Genomic DNA, 20,570 nt, shown 5'->3' on the forward strand with positions numbered 1-20,570 from the left:
CTCAGGGAGCCCGATACCCGGCCCGCCAGCCGCGCTGAAGGAGCCTCCACGGCAGCCGGGCAGTGTGGCAAGATGGTCATTTGACGAGCCGCGACCCTTGCGGCACACCGGGCCCGCCACGGAAGGACCTCCATGAGCAACGAAGCCTCCAGCGCACTGGACAACAGTGCAAGCATCGCTTCATACATCGACCACACTCTTCTCAAGCCGGAAGCCAGCGAAGCCGAAGTGCGCCAAGTCTGCGCCGAGGCGGCCGAGTACAAGTTCAAGTCGGTGTGCGTCAATCCGATTTGGGTCAAGACCGTGACGAAGGCACTCAAGGGTTCCGGAGTGCTCACCTGCTCGGTTGTCGGCTTTCCGCTCGGCGCCACTCCCAGCGACGTCAAGGCCTTCGAAGCACGTGGCGCCGTATTGGACGGTGCGGATGAAATCGACATGGTGATCAACATCGCCGCGGCCCGTGCCGGCGACAAAGGCGCATTGGTGGATGACATCACGACCGTCGCGGAGGCTGTCCACGCCGGCGGCGCCATCCTGAAGGTCATCATCGAGACTGCCCTGCTGAATGACGAGCAGAAGGTCCTGGCTTGCGAGGCATCGGTGGAAGCCGGGGCGGACTTCGTGAAGACCTCAACCGGTTTCAACGGTGGCGGCGCCACAGTGGAAGACGTGGCCCTCATGCGCAAGACAGTGGGTCCGGATCTCGGCGTCAAGGCCTCCGGTGGAGTACGTTCCCTGGCCGATGCACAGGCTATGATTGCTGCTGGTGCAACACGTATCGGTGCGAGCTCCGGAATTGCCATCGTCAAAGGTGAACAAGGTTCATCCGCGTACTGAGTTTCCCGGCAGCCGCCATAGTTTTTGAGCCCCCCCCCCGGGGCCGAGGAGGAAAGCATGTCCCAGAACGCCAGCCAGCCCATCGAAAAAGAAAACCCTATGGGCCAGAGCATTCTGCTCTTTGTCTTTAGCATGGTCCTGTTCCTCGGTGCCATCTACTCCTTGACTTTCCTGACGCTGGAGAACACCTGGCCGATGGCCGTTTGCCTGGTCCTCTTTGGCCTTGCCTTCTGGATCCCGCAGACCATTCTCGGCCGCTCCAACTCGGCTGGCGAAAGCTAAGACCTAAATACAAAAACTGTGGCCCCGGACTTTTCAGTCCGGGGCCACAGTAGTTTAAATGCGACTCCACCACTTCTGATTCGACTCCACCCACCATCAGCGTGACCTCGGTTTCCCCAGCGCCGAATGGCGCGGGCTTCAACCGCGCCGGAACGGTCACGGTCAATCTCGTCGCCGTGGACAACACGGGCGGTTCGGGTGTCGCATCCATTACCTACCACGTGGACAGCCTCACCCCAGTCACCGTCAACGCAGCCACAGCGGCGGTGACCGTCAGCGGCGGCGACGGCACCCACACGGTGTTCTACTCCGCCACGGACGTCGCAGGGAACCCCAGCGATTCCCACACTCAAACGGTTAAGATCGACACCACTTATCCGGTCGTGGGGGCCTCAATCTCCCCAACGCCAAACTCCCTGGGCTACAACAGGACCAGCTCGGTGACTGTAAACCTCAGCGCGACGGACGTCCGCGGTTCGGGGGTCGCGTCCATTAGTTACAAGGTGGACAACGGCACCCCATCCACCGTCAACGCGGCCACAGCGGCAGTGAATGTCAGCGGCGCCGACGGAACCCATACGGTGTCCTACTCCGCCACGGATGTCGCTGGCAACGTCACATCCCAGTCCCAGACAATCAACATCGACACCATGGCCCCTACCGTCAGTTCCGTCACAATGGCCAACGGCGGTCCGCAAAATTCAAAGGAAGCCGACGCGGGAGACACCCTCACCATCGTCTTTCCCCCGGACATGGACCCACGCACACTGTGCAGTGGCTGGGATTCCTCCTCCGCTTCTGCCCAGTCCGCAAGAGGCACCGCCAGCATCGGCCTAGACCACAAGCTGACTTTCGCCAGCCCCGCCACGTGCTCGGCTTGGTCGTTTGGAAGCGTGGACCTGGTCAGTGCCTATGCCACCGGCCAGACGCCCCTGAGCTTCGATTTGTCCACGATGACCTGGACATCCGGGACACTGGTCATCACCCTGCAGGGGAACCGTTCAGGCACAGCGGGATCTACCAGCAACAAGGTAAATCCCGTCTACACCCCGGTGTCAGGCGCTGCGGACAAGGCAGGCAACCCTCTGTCCGGGAGCTTCACGGGCGGCATGACCTCGCGATTCTAGAATCCACCGTCACCCACCCAACCCCAACATGAGCCCGAGGAGTGCCGGCCACTGGTTCCGGAGCAATGCCCACGCCGCCAGGCCAAGTCCAACCATGGCGTAGCCGCTCACGGGAATCAGGACCAGCCATTCCCGCCGCGAACCGGCTTTGCCAAGCAAGGGGACGGAGAAGGCGCCGTTGGCCCGCCAGATCCCGCTGACGAGGGGCAGCTTGCGCCAGAACTTCGGCGGCTTGATGACGATGGGCCACAGCAGCGGCACTCCCCCGGTGGTGATCATGTCGCCGACAATGTGGATCCCGACGCCGGTGAGCATGGACAGGGGCAGCCAGCTCCACTGATGCGGGGCGAACCACGTGACCAGCCCGGCCATTATAAGAGCGAACACCCAGTTGGCGATCCACCCGGTATTCGGGAACAGCTTGAGGGCTTTGGCGGCCAGGTTGATCATGAACATGCACAACAGTCCGGCCCCCACGGACAAACGGCCCACGGGAGTATCAAGCTGGAACTGGGCGGCCATGGCGGCGAGGACCACGAAGGCCGAGGCGCCCAACAGTGAATGGGTTCCCTGCCGGTGCCCTCCGCTGGCCTTCTCGATCCCGACGGCGATCACGTTCGACAGCGGCGGCAGGGAGTGGGCGATGGTGCTTGAGCGGTGGTCCCAATCGCACACCAAAGCAGTTCCCGCCGTCGTCATCGCTCCGATGAGGACTCCGGTGGCGTCCAGCGGGTACCAGCCCAAGGCGTACGGGCCGGTTGAAGCGATAGCTATCCACGCCGCGGCCCCGGACGCGGCGTGGTGTCCTCCCATCATCGCTTAGCCTGCGGTCTGCGAAGCGCTGGACGTCGGCGAAGCCGGGAAGAAGATAGCTTCGATCACTGTGTTGGCCCACTCCAGGATCTCGGCGTCCTGCAGGTCGCGGCCGCCGATCCGCGCCGTCTTGGGCTTGGGGAGCAACACGGCGTCGAGGGCCGGCTTGATCTGCGAGCCGGGGTACATGCGGTTGAGCCGCATGACTTTCGATTCGGGCAGCTGGGCGGGCGAGAAACGGATGAAGTTGCCTTGGAGCGCGACGTCGGACAGCCCGGCCTCGCGGGCACCCACCCTGAAGCGTGCGACGGCGATCAGGTTCTTCGCGGGCAGCGGCGGCTCGCCGTAACGGTCCACGAGTTCAGCCAGCACTTCGTCGATGGCCTCGTTGGTGATGGCCCCGGCCAGCTTCCTGTAGGCCTCGAGGCGCAGGCGTTCGCCGGGCACGTAGTCGTGCGGCAAGTGGGCGTTGACGGGCAGCTCAATCTTCATGTCGGCGGCCTTCTCTTCCGCCTCGCCGCGGTATTCGGCCACGGCTTCGCCGACCAGGCGGATGTACAGATCGAAGCCGACCCCTTGGATGTGCCCGGACTGCTCCCCGCCCAGCAGGTTGCCGGCACCACGGATTTCGAGGTCCTTCATGGCCAGCTGCATGCCTGCCCCCAGCTCGTTGTGGGCCGCGACGGCCTTGAGCCGTTCGAGAGCCACTTCGCCCAGCGGCTTCTCGGAGGGGTACAGGAAGTAGGCGTAGGCGCGTTCGCGGCCACGGCCCACGCGGCCACGCAGCTGGTGGAGCTGGGAGAGGCCGTACTTGTCCGCGCCGTCCACGATCAGGGTGTTGGCATTGGAAATATCCAGCCCGGTCTCGATGATGGTGGTGCAGACCAGGACGTCAAAGCGCTTCTCCCAGAAATCCACGATGATCTTTTCCAGGCGGCTCTCGGACATCTGTCCATGGGCCACTTCGACGCGGGCCTCGGGGACAAGCTCCCGGATCTGGGCGGCGATGCGCTCAATCGAGGACACACGGTTGTGAACGAAGAAGACTTGGCCTTCGCGCATGAGTTCACGCCGGATCGCCGCGGACGTCTGCTTGTTGGTGAACGGCCCGACATACGTCAGCACCGGGTGCCGCTCCTCCGGCGGTGTGGCCAGCGTTGATGTTTCGCGGATACCCGTGAGGGACATTTCCAAGGTACGCGGGATGGGGGTGGCGCTCATGGCGAGGACGTCCACGTTGGTGCGCATCTTCTTGAGCGCTTCCTTGTGCTCCACGCCGAAGCGCTGCTCCTCATCGACGATCACCAGGCCGAGATCCTTGAACTCGAAGTCTTTGGACAGCAGGCGGTGCGTGCCAATGACCACATCCACGGAGCCGTTCTTGACTCCCTCAATGGTCTCCTTGGCTTCCTTCGCGCCTTGGAACCGTGACAGCGGCTTGACGCGCAAGGGGAATCCGGAGAAGCGTTCGGTGAAGGTCTCATAGTGCTGTTGGGCGAGCAGCGTGGTGGGAACCAGCACTGCGACCTGTTTGCCGTCCTGTACCGCCTTGAACGCCGCCCGGACGGCGATCTCGGTCTTTCCGTAGCCGACGTCGCCCGAGACCAGACGGTCCATGGGGATCTCGCGTTCCATGTCGGCCTTGACCTCGTTGATGGTGGTGAGCTGGTCCGGCGTCTCCACATACGGGAATGCTTCCTCCAGCTCCCGCTGCCACGGCGTGTCCGGAGCGAAGGCATGCCCGCGCGAAGCCATGCGTGCCGAGTACAGCCTGATGAGCTCACCCGCGATTTCCTTGACTGCCTTGCGGGCCTTGGACTTGGTGCTCGCCCAGTCCGCCCCGCCCATCTTGCTCAACGACGGCGTATCGCCACCGACGTAGCGGGTCACCTGGTCGAGCTGGTCCGTAGGGACGAAAAGCCGGTCGCCGGGGGCACCGCGCTTGGACGCCGCGTACTCAAGCACGAGGTACTCGCGAAGACCCGCGTCTCCACCGGAAGGACCAGCAGAGGAGCCAGCCACCTTGCGCTGGATCAGCTCCACGAACTTCCCGATTCCATGCTGTTCATGGACCACGAAATCGCCGGCGTGCAGCTGGAGGGGGTCGACGGCGTTGCGCCGCTTGGAGGGCATGCGCCGCATGTCCTTCGTGGACCCGGCGGAAGTACGGCCCAGGAGGTCGGCTTCCGTAAGGAGCCCCAGTTTGAGGCCGTCCAAGACAAAACCGCGTCCGACGGCGGCGGTGGTCACCTCGATGATTCCGGCTTGGGGTTCATGGGCCAGGGATTCGACGCGGGAGCACGGGATGTCGGCATCGTGGAACAACTCGGCGAGACGCTGGGCAGGCCCAGGGCCATCCGTCGCCACCACGATGCGCCATTGGTCCCGCACGTGGGAACCGATGAATTCGAGCATCTCCGCGACGTCGCCCTGGTACCCGCGCGGTTCACGCGCGTGCAGGTTCAGGACGTCGATATCGAGGACAAGTTCTTCGTCCGTGGCCAGTGAGGTGATGGACCACCAGGAAACACCGTGGGCCAGCGCCGCGTGCCGGGTGTCGGTCAAGGACTGGAAGCTGGCCGCATGCAACGCTGAAGCGGCTTGGGAGCCCAGCACCGAGTCGAGATCGAGGGGCGCCGACCCGCCGTCGGACGCCGTGGACCAGGCGGCTTCGAGGAACTCCTCGTTGGTGGCCGCGAGGTCATGCGCGCGGGTGCGGACCTTCTCCGGTTCGATGACCACACCGATGGAACCTGCCGGCAGCTGGTCCACGAAAGGCACCATCGCGTCCACCAAAACCGGAGCCAGGGACTCCATGCCCTCGACGGCGATGCCGCCCGCGATCTTTTCCAGCATGTCGGCGGCGGCTGGCATCTCGGCCTTGAGCTTGGCTGCCCGAGACATGACCGACGGCGTGATGAGGATTTCCCGGCAAGGCGGGGCGTGCAATTCGCTCGGGTGGTGCACGCTCGGTCCGGAGAGCGAACGCTGGTCTGCCACGGCGAACCAGCGCATCTGGTCCACCTCGTCGCCGAAGAATTCCACCCTGATCGGGTGGTCCTCGGTGGGTGGAAAAACGTCCAAAATACCGCCCCTGACGGCGAATTCACCACGGTGGGTAACCATGTCCACTCGCGAATAGGCAGCGTCGGCAAGGCGGCGTACCACGTCGGTGAAGGGCATTTCCTGCCCCACCTTCAACGTCACCGGAACCAGTTCTCCCAGTCCCTCCACCACTGGCTGGACTACTGCGCGAACCGGCGCCACGACCACTCGCAGGGGACCCGCCGTCGAGCTCTCCGGGTGGGCCAGGCGGCGCAAAACCGCGAGCCTGCGGCCCACCGTATCCGAGCGCGGGGAGAGCCGTTCGTGCGGCAGGGTTTCCCAGCTGGGGAAGGCCGCCACCGAGTCCGCGGGGAGATAGGCAGCCAAGGCCGCGGTAAGGTCCTCGGCTTCTCGACCCGTGGCCGTCACGGCCAACACCACAGCGGTGGCTTCAAGATCCTGGGAGGCGAGTCCGTCGGCCATCTCCGCGAGCAGCGCCGCCCTCAAGCCTGCCGGGGCGCTGATCTGGTAATCGGAGCTGCGTTCGGTGAAGGCCCGCGAGGCCTCGGGCCTGACCCGGGCGAAGGTCCGGTCCTCACCCAGGGCCCGCCGCAGTCCACCAAGGGATGCGACAGTGCCGGCAGGGCTGACTCCGGAGTTGACCGCTGACGGTTGGCCTTTGGGGCTCATGGATGGCACTCCTCGGAAGAGGGAAGTCGGATGGGGAAAGGCAGCACGAAAACCCGAAATTCTCTCGAATCCCGGGGCGTTCCTAGCCTACCCCGACCACACCGTAGGATGTTTGGGAGCCGCAAGAGCTTTCAACCGAGATATTCACGGAGGACCCCCATGGCCCTGAACGCATCCACCACCCTGCCCTACGGCGTCGACCGCGTAGCCGCCACTTTCATCGACGAAGACTTCCTGCGCCACACGAGCGAGTACGTCGGCGGCACCTTGGAATCATTCCAGATCGACGGCGACACCTCCGGCGCCTTCACGACCATCACGGTCCGCACCCTGCCCACCACGCGTCTCCCGGAGATCGCCCGCAAGTTCGTGGGCGAGAAGCTCACCGTCACCCAGACCGAGAAGTGGGACGCCCCGACGGCCGATGGTTCCCGGACTAGCAACATCTCCCTTAAGATCTCCGGCGCCCCGCTGGATGTTACGGCAGCGCAGCGCCTGGTGGCCGACGGCGGCAACACCCGCGTCGAGCTCGAAGGTGCCGTCACGTCGTCGGTTCCGTTCCTCGGCGGCAAGATCGCCGACGCAGCCGAACCGATGGTGGGCAAGGCCTTGAACATCCAGTCCCAGCAGGCCCAGGCCTGGCTCGAAAGCCACTAGCGTGCAGCTGGCAGCCGGGCTGTCGATTGTGCTGATCATCGCAGGTGCGTGGTCCCTCATCGTGTGGCCGCAGTTCCTGCGCCGCGTCATGGCAGACTCGCGTGCCCGCGACGCCAACGGGAAAGCCACGAAGTTCCTCACGGTCCACGTCGTGTTGGTCACCATCTCGATGGTGCTCGGACTCGCGACGGCGGTCATCGGGATCGCGGCGCTGCTCACGTAACGCCCCTGCCGTCCCCAACTGGCTCGCATTTGTTGTCGTTTTGACGCCTCATAACGACGTTAACTGCGAGTTAGTTGGGGGCCGCGGCCGGGTGGGTGACCGTTCCGCTAAAGTGGAATACAGGTGCGCCGGGAAGTCTGGTCGGCAACAGTTTTGTCGACCCGCAACTCCCCAAGGAGCCACATGGCTAACCGCCGACGCCCCGCTGCCCCTTCGAAGGTGTTCAGCCGATCCAGTTTCCCGGAATATCAACGGATCCTGGCTATTCTCCGCACTGAAACCGTTGGTGGCGCGCTCTTGCTCGCCGCCACGGTGGCCGCGCTCGTCTGGGCAAACTCACCCCTTGCCAACGGCTACTTCGCGCTGCGCGAAGTCAAGATCGGCTACGCTCCCTGGCATCTGGAATTGAGCTTGGGCCACTGGGCCTCGGACGGGCTCTTGGCCGTTTTCTTCTTCATCGCGGGGCTGGAGCTCAAGCGTGAATTCGTGGCCGGGGAACTGCGGAAGCCCGCAAAAGCGATCGTCCCGGTTGCGGCAGCGGTGGGCGGCGTGATCCTTCCCGCGCTCATCTACATGGTCGTCAACTTCGGCTCGGGCGCGGAAACCCTCAGGGGTTGGGCCATCCCTACGGCCACTGACATCGCCTTCGCTCTGGCAGTGCTGGCCGTCATCAACACACATTTGCCCGCGGCGTTGCGGACCTTCCTGCTGACACTGGCCGTGGTGGACGACTTGATTGCCATCGGCATCATCGCGTTCTTCTACTCGAGCGGTCTTGAGCCCTTCATGCTGATGGCCGCCACTGTGCCCCTGGCCCTCTTTACGCTCTTGGTCCAGAAACGGGTGCGCAGCTGGTACCTCCTCCTCCCCCTGGCCGCAGCCACCTGGGCCTTCGTCCATGCCTCGGGAATCCACGCCACCGTCGCCGGAGTCCTGCTCGGATTCGCCGTGCCAGTCGTGGCCTCAGGCAAGAAGGGTGAGCCAGCGGCCGGGCTCGCCGAAAGCTTCGAACACCGCTTGCGTCCCTTCTCCGCCGGCTTTGCGGTGCCTGTTTTCGCGTTCTTCTCCGCCGGCGTGGCTTTGGGCGGCGCCGAGGGACTGGGTGCCGCCCTGCTCGATCCCGTGGCGGTTGGCATCGTCCTGGCCCTCGTGGTGGGTAAGACGGCAGGAGTCTTCGGCACCACATTCCTCATCACCAAGACCACACGCGCACGGCTGGACGACGGCCTGGCATGGATCGACGTCGCAGGGCTGGCCCTGCTCGCGGGCGTCGGATTCACCGTCTCCCTGCTGATCGCCGAGCTGGGCTTCGGTTCCGGTTCCCCGCACGATGACCACGCGAAAGTGGCCATCCTCGCCGGTTCGCTCGCGGCGGCGGCGATTGCCGCCGTCGTGCTCAAAGCCCGCAACCGGCACTACCGCAGCGTGGCCCAGGAAGAGCAAAGGGACGACGACGGCGACGGCGTGCCTGACGTTTTTACCCGCGCCTGACGTGGCGGGGCCGCACACGAGTAGCCCTCATTTTAATTGGAGTAATGCCGCTTTCAATTGGGGTGGTTGGCACGCTGTTTGGGCGGTATCGGCAGGAATACCTTGCTGCTATGGACGCGAATAGTATGGAACGAGTGTGGCATGGGGCCCACAGGAAAACCCAAGAGAAGAACTGGTCATTGTTCTTTGTTTGGGCAATTCTCGGTCTCATGACGATTTCGGTGCTCATCGCAGCGGTACCCAAATGATGCGGTGACTAGGCCAACGGTACAAAAAAGCTCGGACCGGTTATTGCGGGTCCGAGCTTTTCTTTGCCGTACGGTTTTCCAAAGCTATAAATAGTCAGGCGTGAACGCCGCAGCATGCTGCGTTGGAGCATTCGCCCCTTACTGCACTAGTCCCGCGACGGCGGCAAGAATTGTCGCGGCGACGAGGGCGAGCAACAAACCCACAACAACGAATTCCGCCCGGCGGACCCGATGCTGGCTCTGGCGCCATTCGCGCCTGCTCTCCAAGGTAATCATGCTTCGAGGCTAAGTCCGGACCACTGCCCGGAATAGAGTGGACGGTACTCGACCTCGAACCACCCGCACTAGAGAGCCGGGGACACCCCTTGGCTCGCCTCGGCCTGGCGCAGCGCGTCCTCCGCAGCAACCCACGCGAGCATGGCGCACTTTACCCGGGCAGGATATTTGGCAACGCCGGCCAGCGCGGCAGCGTCTTGGAGCAGTTCCTCATCCGCTTCCAGCTTGCCGCGTGAACGCATCAATTCCCGGAAGTGATCGATCGTGTTGCGGAGGGCCACCGGGGACATGCCCGGTGCCATTTCACTGAGTATGGACGCCGACGCCATCGAAATGGCGCAGCCGTCACCGTCCCAATGGATTTCCGTGACGGCCTGCCCGTCTCCGGCGGTGCCGAGACTGAGCCGGAGGGTGATTTCGTCACCGCAAATCGGATTGAGCTGGTGGCTCTGTCCCGTGTAGCTCTGTTCTGTCCCGGAGATGCCCGTTCCGGCAGCCGGAAGCTTGGCAAGGTCTCCGCCGCTGCGGGCCTTGGAATGCTCCAGGATCAGCTGCTGGTACAGGGAATCCAGGGCGCTCATGATGCGGCTCCGGCGGCGGTTACCCCGAAGTAAGGCCTGACCTGGGCAACGGCCTCCACCAGCAGGTCGACTTCGTCGGATGTGGTGTAGAGGTAGGTACTGGCCCGCGTGGAGGCGCTCAGGCCCAGCCTGCGGTGCAACGGCTGGGCACAATGGTGGCCCACGCGGACAGCGATGCCCAGATTGTCGAGGTACTGCCCGACGTCGTGAGCGTGCACTCCGGCGACATCGAACGCGGCAAGACCGGTCCGTTCCTCCCCCGGCCCGGGGCCCAGCACACGCACCCCATCGATGGCGCTGAGGCCCGTAACAAGCCGTTGGCCGAGCTCCGCCTCACGAAGGGCGATCCGCTGCATCCCCGTTTCGCTAAGGTAGTTCGTCGCGGCAGCGAGGGCCACAGCCTGCGAAATAGGCTGGGTTCCGGCCTCGAAACGCTGGGGGGCAGGCAGGTATTGGGCTTCCTCCATGGTCACTGTGGTGATCATGGAACCGCCGGTCAAGAACGGGGGCATGGCATTGAGCAGTTCGCTGCGGCCATAGACCGCGCCGATTCCCGTGGGCCCCAGCATTTTGTGGCCGGAGAACACGGCGAAGTCCACGTCGAGGGCCTTGAAGTCCAAAGGGAGGTGTGGCGCAGACTGGCAGGCGTCAAGGACCACCAACGCGCCTACTTGCCGTGCCATTCCGACCAACACGTCAACGGGGTTGATATTCCCGAGCACGTTTGAAGTGTGGGTGAAGGCCACGATCCGGGTGCGCGAGGTCATGAGGTGTGCTGCTTCCTCGAGACGCAGCGCACCGGTGCCGTCGAGGGGAATGTACTTGAGGCTCGCTCCGGTCCGCCGGCACAGTTCCTGCCACGGGATCAGGTTGGCGTGGTGTTCCATTTCGGTGACAAGCACTTCGTCGCCCGGCTTGAGGGCGAAGCGCCCGGCTTCCCCGCCCACCCGGCCCACGCTGGCGTTCGAAAACGAATAGGCCAGCAGGTTCAGCCCTGCGGTGGCGTTGGCGGTCCAGATCAACTCATCGTCCTGCACGCCCACAAAACGGGCCACGGTGGCACGCGCGTCTTCGAAGGCGTCCGTGGCCTCTACCGCAAGGTGGTGCGCGCCGCGATGGACGGCTGAGTTCCGCTGTTCATAGAATTCCTGCTCAGCCTCAAGCACGCTCCGGGGGTTTTGCGAAGTTGCGCCCGAATCGAGGTAGACCAGCGGCTTGCCATTGATTTCCTGCCCAAGAACGGGGAAGTCGTTGCGGATGCGGCGGACTTCATCGTCATCAAGTGCGGAAACCTGGGCATCTCCCCACGCGGGGGTGGAAACCATTGTCAAAACCGGTGCTCCTCGTTAGGACTACGTGGCAATCGCCAGCGGCTGACCGCCATGAGTGGCGGCGTCACGTAGTAATTGTCCCACCAATCGGCTTCTCTGCCTTCATCCGCGGAGCGTTGGCCCTACTCCTCCGGCTTCGCCAACTCGTCCCACAGTTCGGAAAGCTTCTGCCTACGTGACACTCCCAGCTTGCCGTAAACCCGCTGCAGGTGGGCGTTGACCGTGTTCACGGCGATACCCAATCGGGCAGCCACCTCCGCGCTGCTTAGGCCTGAGGCCACCAAGGCAGTCACTTCGCGTTCACGCTGTGAAAGCTTGACGACGCCGGGAAGGACCGAGGACGCGGCCTCCGGACTGGCCGGGCGGGGCTCGTCAAAAACGAAAGCCTCCTCCTCGTCTGACCCTTGCTGAGGTTCACCTATACTTAGCTGCCCTGTTCCCATTTCCTGTCCTGCTTCCTGTCCCGACGGCATGCCGGACTCGGCGCTCCACACCAGTTCGGACACTCCCGCCCCAAGCTGCCGGTCTCCCCGGCTGCCGGTTCGGGCCGCGAGGCCGAGATTCAACATTTCAAGCGCCCGGTGCCCCTTCTTGGCGGCAGACCCGGCAAGTTGGAGCAGTTTCCGGTGCGAGTGCTCAGCGCCAATCAGCACTGACCGGGCGGCGGACGAATAGCTTTCGGCGAGCTGCGAAGCAAGATAGTTCCCTCCGCTGGACCTCGAATCGTAGGCCGTCAGTGCCCGGCGTACCTGGTTGACGTCGCCCAGCAACCACGCAGCCGCGGCAAGTCCGCCGAGGGCCGGTGGGAGGAGCCCTTCAGGGTCGGCTTCATCCAGCCGGGCCTTGGCTTGGCGGAACTGTTCACATGCCAGTTCCAGGCTCCCTTGCCTGGCAAGTACAAGTGCCCTGTAGAGATGCGCAGACCCGCCGAAATAGCTCATCCGGTTGCTAAAGCTGGAACTTCCGGCGCAGAACATTTCGGGGCCACCCCATTGCCCGCGCCAGATCAGATTGGACCCGTGGATGGTCAGCACGGTGGAGTGGAAGTCCACGGGGCACCGTGGCAGCCGCCCCACGGCTTCGAGGGCCAGAGTCGAAAGAGCGACGGCGTCAGCGAACCGCCCGCTGACGGCCAGCCCTTGGGAGACGAGCGCCATCAACAGCACGCCGGCCTGGACGGGCGGTGGCGGATGGTGCTCCGTACGCAATCCAGGATCGACCAATTGGCTATGGCAAAGCCTTTGGAACAGCTCACCGTTGGCTGAAGGCCAGCTGCCGTTTTGGGCATCCAGATACAGCTGGAGGACATCCAGTTCGTCCCGGACCGCAGACTCGTCAAGATGGGCTGGCTCGCCCGGCTGGAGGCCGACAGCGGCAGCCTCCAGCCGCCGTCGGGCATCCTGGAGGACCGCCTGCAGGACACTTGCCCCGGGCGATGTCGGCAAAAGGGCACGCAGCAGAAGCCATACCGCGTGGGCGAAGTCAACAGTCAGGACGTCCGGGGTGTTTGCCACCAGACCCTTCAAGACCGTCACAGCCCCGGGGAAATCCCTTGTCTGGTAGAGCGCCCGTGCCAGCTCCACAGCGGCAACCAGTTCGAGTTCCGGCGCCCGCACCGCTTCCGCGGCCCGCCGGGCCCTCCGATTGTCGTGAACATCGTTTGCGGCAATGGCCACGGTCAAAAGATCGGCGTCGGGCACCGGCAAACCGCTTGCCTGTTCAAGGTCCACGCGACGGAACAGGGTCCAGAGCGAGTCATCGGCAACGGTTGAGCTCGTCGCGTAGATGCCCCGTCGAAGTTCGAGGATCCGTTCAGGTCCCAGCTGCTGCCGGGCCAGCCGCGCTTCGATGGCGTGGCTGAGCGTTGCCGTCTTCTGGCCGTCTTTCAGGACTCGGATCGTTCCGTCGGCCCGCAGCGCTTCGATCGCCCGCTTTTGGCCAAGTTGTTCAAGGACGGCCAGCGGTATTGGCTCCCCCACAGCCAGGAAGTCCACGACTTGCCGCTGTGGCACGGAATAGCCCTCAAGCCGGTGGCGGGTCAGCTCGAGCGCTTGCGAGCCGTCTAAGCGGATCGGTCCGGACAACATCCAGGAATCAGCCTGCTCCACGATCTCGCCACGCCCTGCGGCTTCGTCCAACAGCAACTTCGCAGTTTGCACGTTCCCTCCGGTGAGGGCATGGATGTCCCGGACCAGGCTGCGGGCCGCCCGTCCGCCGAGGCGATCATCAAGGAATTCGCGAAGCTGCTCCTGCGTGAGATCGTCCAGCGTCACCACGGACAGCTGCCGCGACACCACGGATTCCATGAGTTCCATTCTCAAGGGCCGGTCGGAGCGGTGGGTGGCAATCAGGCGGATGTCCGGTTCGACAAGCAGCTGGCTCAGGAGCCAAAGAGACATGTCATCCAGGAAATCTATGTTGTCCAGCACCAGCAAGGCGGCAGATCCGGGTGTCGCTGCGCCACGCACTGCTTTGCGGCAAGCCGCCACGATGGAACCCGGCCACACCTTGGCCCTGGCTGGCAGCTCCGGAACAAGTGCCATGGCGATTCCAAACGGAATGTCCGCGAATGACTCCGAGACGTTGTGGGCGATCACGCTGAAGGAACCGCTCAGCACCGAGGCCGCTGCGTCCAAGAGCGTGGTCATTCCTGAACCCCCCGGCCCCGAGATGACTATCCCGGCGGGTTCCGGCCCTGACAAGGCAATAGCAATCTCCTGGAGCTCCGCGGCCCGAATGATCGGGGGCGAGGTGTGGGTCCCTTCGGTATCGTCCATGGTCCTGTCTCATCTTCGGGCCGCCGGACACACGTTCCTGACGGCAGTGGCACGGACCGGTGTCATTTCCAAACGTTACCTTCGGGTTTCGATCCTGGATTGAGTGGTAACTACTTGGTTTTGCGGGGCCACTCGCACGAAACATCCCTGCTCCACGGAGCCTCCCCGCGAGGCACCACGGCGTCGTTTCCAACCCGGGTTTCCCGCGGGATTTGCCTCATCTGTTACCGCCCTGTGATCTGACTGTGTAAGCTGGTGCGGCAAGAGTAAGTTCCGGCTGGCTACTTCTGGGGAGTTGAAGCGCAGCCGATTTTCCCGACAACTCTGTCGTTGCACGCCATTTGGCCGTGCACGACACTGCGGCGTGTGCGCCTGCAGTTCGCCCATCCATTGCCCAGGTCTCGTATGTCTATGTCCCCAACAGATATGTCACCCAAAATATGAAACACCTGTTCACGGCTCTCGTCGCCGTGGCGCTACTTGCCTTCGGCGGGTTCGCCACCATCTCCGCTGTCCAGTCATCACACAAATCCTCCTATCAGGCCGGCGACCGCGGTTCATATTCGTGGCCCAGCTCATCACCCTCCCCTTCATCCGCGCCAACTCGCACCGCCACGCCGGCACCGACGCCGACGCCCAGCAATGCTCCGGCCGCGGCGCCGTCGAGTACGCCCGCTCCAGCTGCGCCGGCTCCGACCGCAACAGCCGCCAGCGCGCCCGCACCAACGGCTGCGCCCCTGCCTGTGACGGGAACATACCCCCTGCACACCAACATCGTGAGCACCACCTTCTGGGTGGGCGAGATCTTCAACGCCAGCCTCTCGGACGGCTCCCAGGTCTGCTCCACTTACAACGGCCAGTGGGCTTTGCAGCACACTGGCGTCAACATGGGAACCACTCCGTCCGGCGCAAGCGGTTGCCCCGGCAGCACTTACGGCGGTTGTGACGGAGTCAGTTCCGGCACCGGCACGAGCTTCCAGTGCGCCACGGAACAGCGCGTAGCCAGCAATGGGTACTTCCCGCTGCACCAGGCCAAGCCTTTGCAGAACCCGTTCTACTTGGATCTGCCTTACGACGACGTCAATGACAGCGTCGCTTTCGCCGAGCGTTGCAAAGTGATTCCGTGGGCCGCCGCGGACAACGCCAAAACCGGCGTCAACCACTGCGCGGACTCGAGCTACAGCTACATGAAGAACGCATGGGTCCAGATCACCGGCCCCAATGGCGGCGTTTGCTACGGACAAGTTGAAGATGCCGGCCCCTCCAGCGGCTCGCTCTACCACGATTCCGCCTACGTGTTCGGCGCGAACAACGCCCGTCCGGCCAACAAGTCCTTCTCCGGCGACCCGAGCCAGGGTGCAGGCATGGACGTGTCCCCTGCCCTGAACGGCTGCCTGGGCTTCGCTCAGTTGAACGGCGACAATGACCACGTATCGTGGCGTTTGGTTGACCGCGCCAGCGTGCCGGCCGGTCCGTGGCTCAACGTTGTCACGACTTCGGGAGTCACCAACTAATATCCCGGGACCCCCGGGTCAGCAGGACACTACGCACTCCGGGAGTGTCGGACGCCCATGCCACACAGCCGCAATGGCTGCCTGGCATGGGCGTCCGCGTGTCCGCACACTAGGCCAACGCCTGTGCCCTAACCTGTCCGCACTACAGAAGGCCCCGGAGTCGCGATTTCCTGAGGTTCGCGTTGGATCCGCCGGACGGGGCTGACCCAGACTCCCGACGAATTCGCCGAGTACGCCCTGGGCAAGACCTGGAGGCAGATGACCGCGTCCAGGATCCGCATCAGCGGAAAGAAGGGAGCCATCAACAGAAAGCGCGGGTTGCGCATCGAAACAGCGGCAAGGACTGTCAAGAAGAGGTCCGGCAGGAAGACTCCGATGAGAACGTCCTGAGGCCGCAGGACACCCGACAGAAAGATAAAAACTTCCGATCGATTGCCAAAAATCCACACTTCGACCGCAGCGAGGGACGATAGCAGGAATGCCGGCACCAGAAGCACGAAGAAGAGGCAGCTGGCTATGAGCTCAACAATGTACAGCCCGAGGACAAACCAGAATCTGCTGAACTGCAGGCCGTGCCGCCTGACGGTCTGCCAGAAACCAAGTGTCCACCGCCGCACCTGCTTGATGTAGTCCTTCAGGTTGTCCGGATCCTGGGTGTACGCAACAGCTGTGGAGGGATGGAACGCGATTCGTCCCAGTTTCTTCGCATGGATCTCAAACGTCATGTTGAAGTCTTCGATCACCAGTCCGGGCGCAAGGACCTGTATCTTTGCGAGCGCGCTGGTTCTGTACATGCTGGCAAATCCAGGCACGATGGAGACGACGTTGGCGCCCTGCGCCGCCTGGCCGTACTTGAGCAGCAGTTGGACCGCAATGTACAAGCGCTCCCGGTAGGCCACCAAGAAGCGGCCGATCGCCGTCGGAGGCGCCGGGCTCATGATCGACTTGGCGCGTCCCGCGACGGCGACCACGGTGGGATCGTCAAACAACGGCAGCCCGGTTTCGAGGTAGTCCGGTGTCGGGCGGGTGTCTGCGTCCAGGAGCATGACTACCTTGAACCGCCTGCACAGATCGAAATGGGCGATGCCCGCGGCGAGTGCGCCTGCCTTGCCACGGTTCGGTTCGAGGTCAAGGACCTTCACACCTGCGGCCCGCGCAATTGCGGCCGTGTCATCAGTGGACATGTCCGAAACGACGTGGATGTTGCGTCGAGGGACCAATGCGGACGCAGCGAGGATTGTCTCCCTGATGACCAAAGCCTCGTTGTGGGCGGCCACGAGGACCGCGACATTCGCCGGGGAGATCCGCACCCCCTTCGAACGATGGCGGGCCCGTTGACGTCGAGGGATCGGCACCGTGCCGCCGAGCAGCAGGGCGATCCATCCGCGGGTCCGGGAGGACAACCCCTGGACCCGCCACCACTCCTCACTGGTCAGGCGGACCAGCCCGGCAAGGGACCAAAAGATCGTGCTTACCCCCAGAACCAAAAAGATCGAAAGAACTATCACGGCGACGGAGCTCCCACTGTGTCGTACATTTCGTAATCATCGGTAGCAAGCTGGCCATCGCTGAAGAGGTTCATTCCAAAGCTGATGGCCTCGGCTCCTGCCGGAACGGGCGGCGTATCCCAGATCGCCTGCTCATAACTGGTGTTGGCCGCGAACCACGGACTGGCCGTCCAGTAGGTCCACGTGCCCAGATTGTTGCGGTAATACACTTCGAACTGGGTCTTTGCGGTGGACTGGTACCACGCCCTGAGCGAATAGCTGTGGCCGGCACTCACGCTCGGAGCGCACGCTCCCAGATCGAGGACGGGAAGCAGTTTCGCGTCACCGGACGAATATTCGGTCACGTCCAGGCGACGGGCCACCGCACCACTGTGTCCCGGGGTCAATGTGCTCAGGACCACGGCATTCTTGCCATAGGACGATACCTGCCAGCATTCCGGTAAGCCATATTTTCCAGCGGTTTCCAGCCCCGGATTCCGAAGGGCGTTCTTCCCAGGTGCTGCCGGCGCCGCCCCAGGACCGTTCACCACGGGTTTCGCCACGCCGCCGATCACGTCATGTACCGTCCGCACGGCCATGGTCCCTTGTTGGGTCCTGGCCGCCAGCCAGGTGGCGAATTGTTCGAACAACGCGGGGCTGATGGAGCGGAGACTGCCGCTGTTATCGATGTCGTAGAAGGTCAACTGCAACCAGCCCCCGGCCTTTTCGGCCTGCGTTACTGTCGCCTCAAGGTCGGCCAATGACCACTTGCTGCCGACCTCCGATGTTGCCTTTGTCCGGAACAGGTCGGCGGGGCGGACAGTTTCCGCGGCCGCGCAGCCCGCGCAGTCGATCGGGGTGGTTATCTCGCCGAGGCCACGCGCGCTGTTGTAGCCGCAACCGGCGACCTGTTCTTCCGATTTTGGCGTTGAAGCCGCAAACGGATAGGCAAAAGAGGTGACCTTGAAGCCCCAATCCGTGAGGTTCACCCGATCGTTGCAGATCTGCCTCGAGGCTTCGTCCGGCTCTACCGAGGTCACATCAGCAAGAGTGACCGTATGGCCACCGATTTCATTCTGGTCCGCGGCCAAGCTGTGGAGATTGTCCGTGGTCATGTAGTCAGGCGCGCCAACAAAGCCGGAGTCGATGAAAAAGGTGCCCCGGAGGCCGTGGTCCTTCAAGATCCGGGCCGCCTCCATCTGGCTTGACCGGCCCGCATCAAACGTCAAGCTGACGGATGAGAGCGGGGCGGCAGAAGGTGTGGGGGTGTCGTCCCCGGGCCCAACGAGGGGAGCTTGGTTTCCATTGATCAGCGATGTGGCGCCCGTCAACAAGAGCAGCACCGACACCCACGAGGCAGCCCACAGGCCTGCCCGCTTCCTCGAAGTTCGGAGCGGGCCGGATGCGACACCCTTCCTCCGGGAGCTCATCGCCAACCCGCGCTGCCGCGGTTCCTGAAGGGGCCGGTGGCGACTGGGGGAAGCCTCGGTCTCAAAGGCTTATTCACCACCGGCCCCCGCTCAGGGGCCCTCTCTATGAGGGCGCGCTGCCGTTCGGCAGCACCGTCAATCGGCGCAGGGTCGATGGGAGGGACTGTGCTGAATCCCCCAAGAGCAGGCTCGAACTCCAGGTAAACGCCTTCTCGGATAAATCCGCCGCGTCCTGTTGCCGCTCGGACCAGAGAGTCCGTTTCCATTGCGAGACCTGTCTTTCCCCCGTTGCCCTCCACCAACTGACACCATCAGCGTAAGAATTGAGGCGGCGACGGACACGAGTAGGCTCTACCCGTCTTTACACTCAACCTTGACGTCCGGACAGCGCCACTACTCGTGCGCTCCGCGCCTAAAGCACCGGAATCAAACCTCAGGGCGCAGCCAGGGGCGAATCCGATCTGTTCGTGGTCAAATGGTGCAATCAGGGCAGTCGGAGTTTAAGGATGGCGGAAGAGAGTGTCCAGGAAGCAGGGAGGCGGCACGTCCGTTTCGGCTGAGGCGGGCGGGGCGCGTGAAGTCCGTGGCTGGTCTGCCCAAACCCTTGGACCTCTCCGCCGGCTGTCAGGTTTCGCCCGAGCCTGCATTGCCGCCATCCTTGTGGTGCTGGGGATGGGAGGCATCCTCGTGTGGCGGTTTACTACGGACGCAAACGGTTCCCTCGAGCCCCCGTGGTTTTCCGGCTACGTCGACGTCACTGTGGTCCCTCAGTACGCTTTCGAGACACCCGTGGGCGAGGGCACCAAGAACGTCACGCTGGCGTTTGTGGTGGCAATGGCTGGACAGGCCTGCACACCGAGTTGGGGTAGCACATACAGTCTCGATGCCGCGAAGACTTCGCTCAAGCTCGAAGAGCGTATCGCCAGGCTACGGTCAAACGGCGGCGCCTTCGCTGTGTCCTTCGGCGGCTCAGTGAACAGTGAGCTCGCCAACTCCTGCCAGAATGCAACAGATCTGGAAAGGGCCTACCGGGCCGTGCTGGAGCACTACAACCCCGCAACTATCGACTTTGACATCGAGGGCGACAACCTGGCAGACAGCGCAGCCTGGCAGCGCCGAGCCGCAGCCATCGCTGCCCTCCAGAAGGAGCGGATCAAGGAAGGGCACGCCCTTTCAATTTGGCTGACCCTTCCGGTCACCCCGCAAGGGCTGACCGACGCCGGGACATCAGCCGTTGACCAGATGCTCGCCGCCGGCGTCCAGCTCTCCGGGGTCAACATCATGACCATGAACTACGGTTCAAGCCGGAGTCAATCGCAGAGCATGCTCGATGCCGGAACCTCGGCGGCCCAGTCCACCCACGATCAGCTCAGCATCATCTACCAGCGCGCAGGAACCACCCTCAACAGCGAACAGATCTGGGGAAAGATGGGATTGACCCCCATGATCGGCCGGAACGATCTCCCAGGCGAGATATTCGACCTCGATGCGGCTCGCGGATTGAACTCCTTCGCAATCAGCAAGGGAGTTCAACGAGTCTCCATGTGGTCCTTGAACCGGGACATGTCGTGCCCGCAGGACACCCCTGAGGATCCGGCCAGCCACGTGTGTAGCGGCATCGATCAAGGAACCCAACGCTTCTCCGACTTGTTGGGTGCAGGATTCCACGCCAAACTGCCTTGACCCCGCCGATTAACAAGCGATCATGCCTGGCTTGGACGTTCCGCCCTGTTCTGGTCCTTGGCTTCGGCCGGGCGGGCA

At 63.5% G+C, this 20,570-nt stretch carries 17 protein-coding genes; 8 read left to right on the forward strand and 9 right to left on the reverse strand.

The features are described from left to right. The first annotated feature begins 132 nt into the window (after positions 1-132). The 3 genes from deoC to ACSVHC_RS04190 all read left to right on the forward strand — a co-directional run bounded on the left by deoC (position 133) and on the right by ACSVHC_RS04190 (position 2,246). On the forward strand, positions 133-837 hold the full coding sequence (gene deoC / locus ACSVHC_RS04180; RefSeq protein WP_234750836.1) for a deoxyribose-phosphate aldolase: 705 nt from the start codon (positions 133-135) through the stop codon (positions 835-837). A gap of 57 nt (positions 838-894) precedes the next feature. Beyond that, entirely contained in the window at positions 895-1,119 is a 225-nt protein-coding gene (locus ACSVHC_RS04185) for a hypothetical protein (RefSeq protein ID WP_284989806.1), read from the forward strand. 101 nt (positions 1,120-1,220) lie between these two features. Continuing rightward, complete coding sequence (locus ACSVHC_RS04190) at positions 1,221-2,246, forward strand: OmpL47-type beta-barrel domain-containing protein (RefSeq protein ID WP_439180610.1); 1,026 nt, start codon at positions 1,221-1,223, stop codon at positions 2,244-2,246. A 9-nt stretch (positions 2,247-2,255) separates the two neighbouring features. On the opposite strand, the gene ACSVHC_RS04195 is transcribed toward ACSVHC_RS04190, so the two are convergent. Then, positions 2,256-3,062, reverse strand: coding sequence for a metal-dependent hydrolase (locus tag ACSVHC_RS04195; RefSeq protein WP_437772949.1), 807 nt, complete (start codon positions 3,060-3,062; stop codon positions 2,256-2,258). Positions 3,063-3,065: 3 nt separating this feature from the next. Then, positions 3,066-6,794 (reverse strand): transcription-repair coupling factor, encoded by a 3,729-nt coding sequence (mfd, locus tag ACSVHC_RS04200; RefSeq protein ID WP_439180611.1) that lies wholly within the window; start codon positions 6,792-6,794, stop codon positions 3,066-3,068. Positions 6,795-6,953: 159 nt separating this feature from the next. Between mfd and ACSVHC_RS04205 the strand changes: the two genes are divergently transcribed. The 3 genes from ACSVHC_RS04205 (at position 6,954) to nhaA (ending at position 9,165) form a co-directional block, all read left to right on the forward strand. Further along, positions 6,954-7,451: a DUF2505 domain-containing protein gene (locus ACSVHC_RS04205; RefSeq protein WP_345449620.1), complete on the forward strand. Its 498-nt coding sequence runs from the start codon at positions 6,954-6,956 to the stop codon at positions 7,449-7,451. Position 7,452: 1 nt separating this feature from the next. After that, positions 7,453-7,674, forward strand: a complete 222-nt coding sequence (locus ACSVHC_RS04210; protein ID WP_437772947.1) for an SCO4848 family membrane protein — start codon at positions 7,453-7,455, stop codon at positions 7,672-7,674. A gap of 183 nt (positions 7,675-7,857) precedes the next feature. Next, on the forward strand, positions 7,858-9,165 hold the full coding sequence (gene nhaA, locus ACSVHC_RS04215) for a Na+/H+ antiporter NhaA (RefSeq protein ID WP_437772946.1): 1,308 nt from the start codon (positions 7,858-7,860) through the stop codon (positions 9,163-9,165). 386 nt (positions 9,166-9,551) lie between these two features. Here nhaA and ACSVHC_RS04220 read toward each other — a convergent pair whose 3' ends face one another. From ACSVHC_RS04220 to ACSVHC_RS04240, 5 genes are all read right to left on the reverse strand, one after another. Then, the gene (locus ACSVHC_RS04220; RefSeq protein ID WP_437772945.1) at positions 9,552-9,689 is read right to left on the reverse strand and encodes a hypothetical protein; all 138 of its coding nucleotides are present in this window, start codon (positions 9,687-9,689) and stop codon (positions 9,552-9,554) included. A gap of 68 nt (positions 9,690-9,757) precedes the next feature. After that, positions 9,758-10,270: a Fe-S cluster assembly sulfur transfer protein SufU gene (gene sufU / locus ACSVHC_RS04225; RefSeq protein ID WP_437772944.1), complete on the reverse strand. Its 513-nt coding sequence runs from the start codon at positions 10,268-10,270 to the stop codon at positions 9,758-9,760. After that, a complete protein-coding gene (locus ACSVHC_RS04230) occupies positions 10,267-11,601 on the reverse strand; it encodes a SufS family cysteine desulfurase (RefSeq protein ID WP_437772943.1) in 1,335 nt (444 codons plus the stop codon). The genes sufU and ACSVHC_RS04230 overlap by 4 nt, the downstream gene beginning before the upstream one ends. 122 nt (positions 11,602-11,723) lie before the next feature. Beyond that, the gene (locus tag ACSVHC_RS04235; protein ID WP_437772942.1) at positions 11,724-14,378 is read right to left on the reverse strand and encodes a LuxR C-terminal-related transcriptional regulator; all 2,655 of its coding nucleotides are present in this window, start codon (positions 14,376-14,378) and stop codon (positions 11,724-11,726) included. A 538-nt stretch (positions 14,379-14,916) separates the two neighbouring features. Then, the gene (locus ACSVHC_RS04240; RefSeq protein ID WP_437772941.1) at positions 14,917-15,153 is read right to left on the reverse strand and encodes a hypothetical protein; all 237 of its coding nucleotides are present in this window, start codon (positions 15,151-15,153) and stop codon (positions 14,917-14,919) included. Between the two features lies 1 nt (position 15,154). Here ACSVHC_RS04240 and ACSVHC_RS04245 point away from each other — a divergent pair, with 1 nt between their 5' ends. Further along, positions 15,155-15,892 (forward strand): hypothetical protein, encoded by a 738-nt coding sequence (locus ACSVHC_RS04245; protein WP_439180612.1) that lies wholly within the window; start codon positions 15,155-15,157, stop codon positions 15,890-15,892. Positions 15,893-16,020: 128 nt separating this feature from the next. Here ACSVHC_RS04245 and ACSVHC_RS04250 read toward each other — a convergent pair whose 3' ends face one another. Both ACSVHC_RS04250 and ACSVHC_RS04255 read right to left on the reverse strand, forming a co-directional pair. Then, positions 16,021-17,400, reverse strand: a complete 1,380-nt coding sequence (locus ACSVHC_RS04250) for a glycosyltransferase family 2 protein (protein ID WP_437772939.1) — start codon at positions 17,398-17,400, stop codon at positions 16,021-16,023. Beyond that, entirely contained in the window at positions 17,397-18,809 is a 1,413-nt protein-coding gene (locus tag ACSVHC_RS04255; protein WP_439180613.1) for a polysaccharide deacetylase family protein, read from the reverse strand. The genes ACSVHC_RS04250 and ACSVHC_RS04255 overlap by 4 nt, the downstream gene beginning before the upstream one ends. A 519-nt stretch (positions 18,810-19,328) precedes the next feature. On the opposite strand from ACSVHC_RS04255, the gene ACSVHC_RS04260 reads away from it, so the two are divergent. After that, positions 19,329-20,492, forward strand: coding sequence for a chitinase (locus tag ACSVHC_RS04260; RefSeq protein ID WP_439180614.1), 1,164 nt, complete (start codon positions 19,329-19,331; stop codon positions 20,490-20,492). Positions 20,493-20,570 lie beyond the last annotated feature (78 nt).

The sequence above is a fragment of the Arthrobacter sp. KNU-44 genome, assembly GCF_051843155.1.
GTDB lineage: Bacteria > Actinomycetota > Actinomycetes > Actinomycetales > Micrococcaceae > Arthrobacter.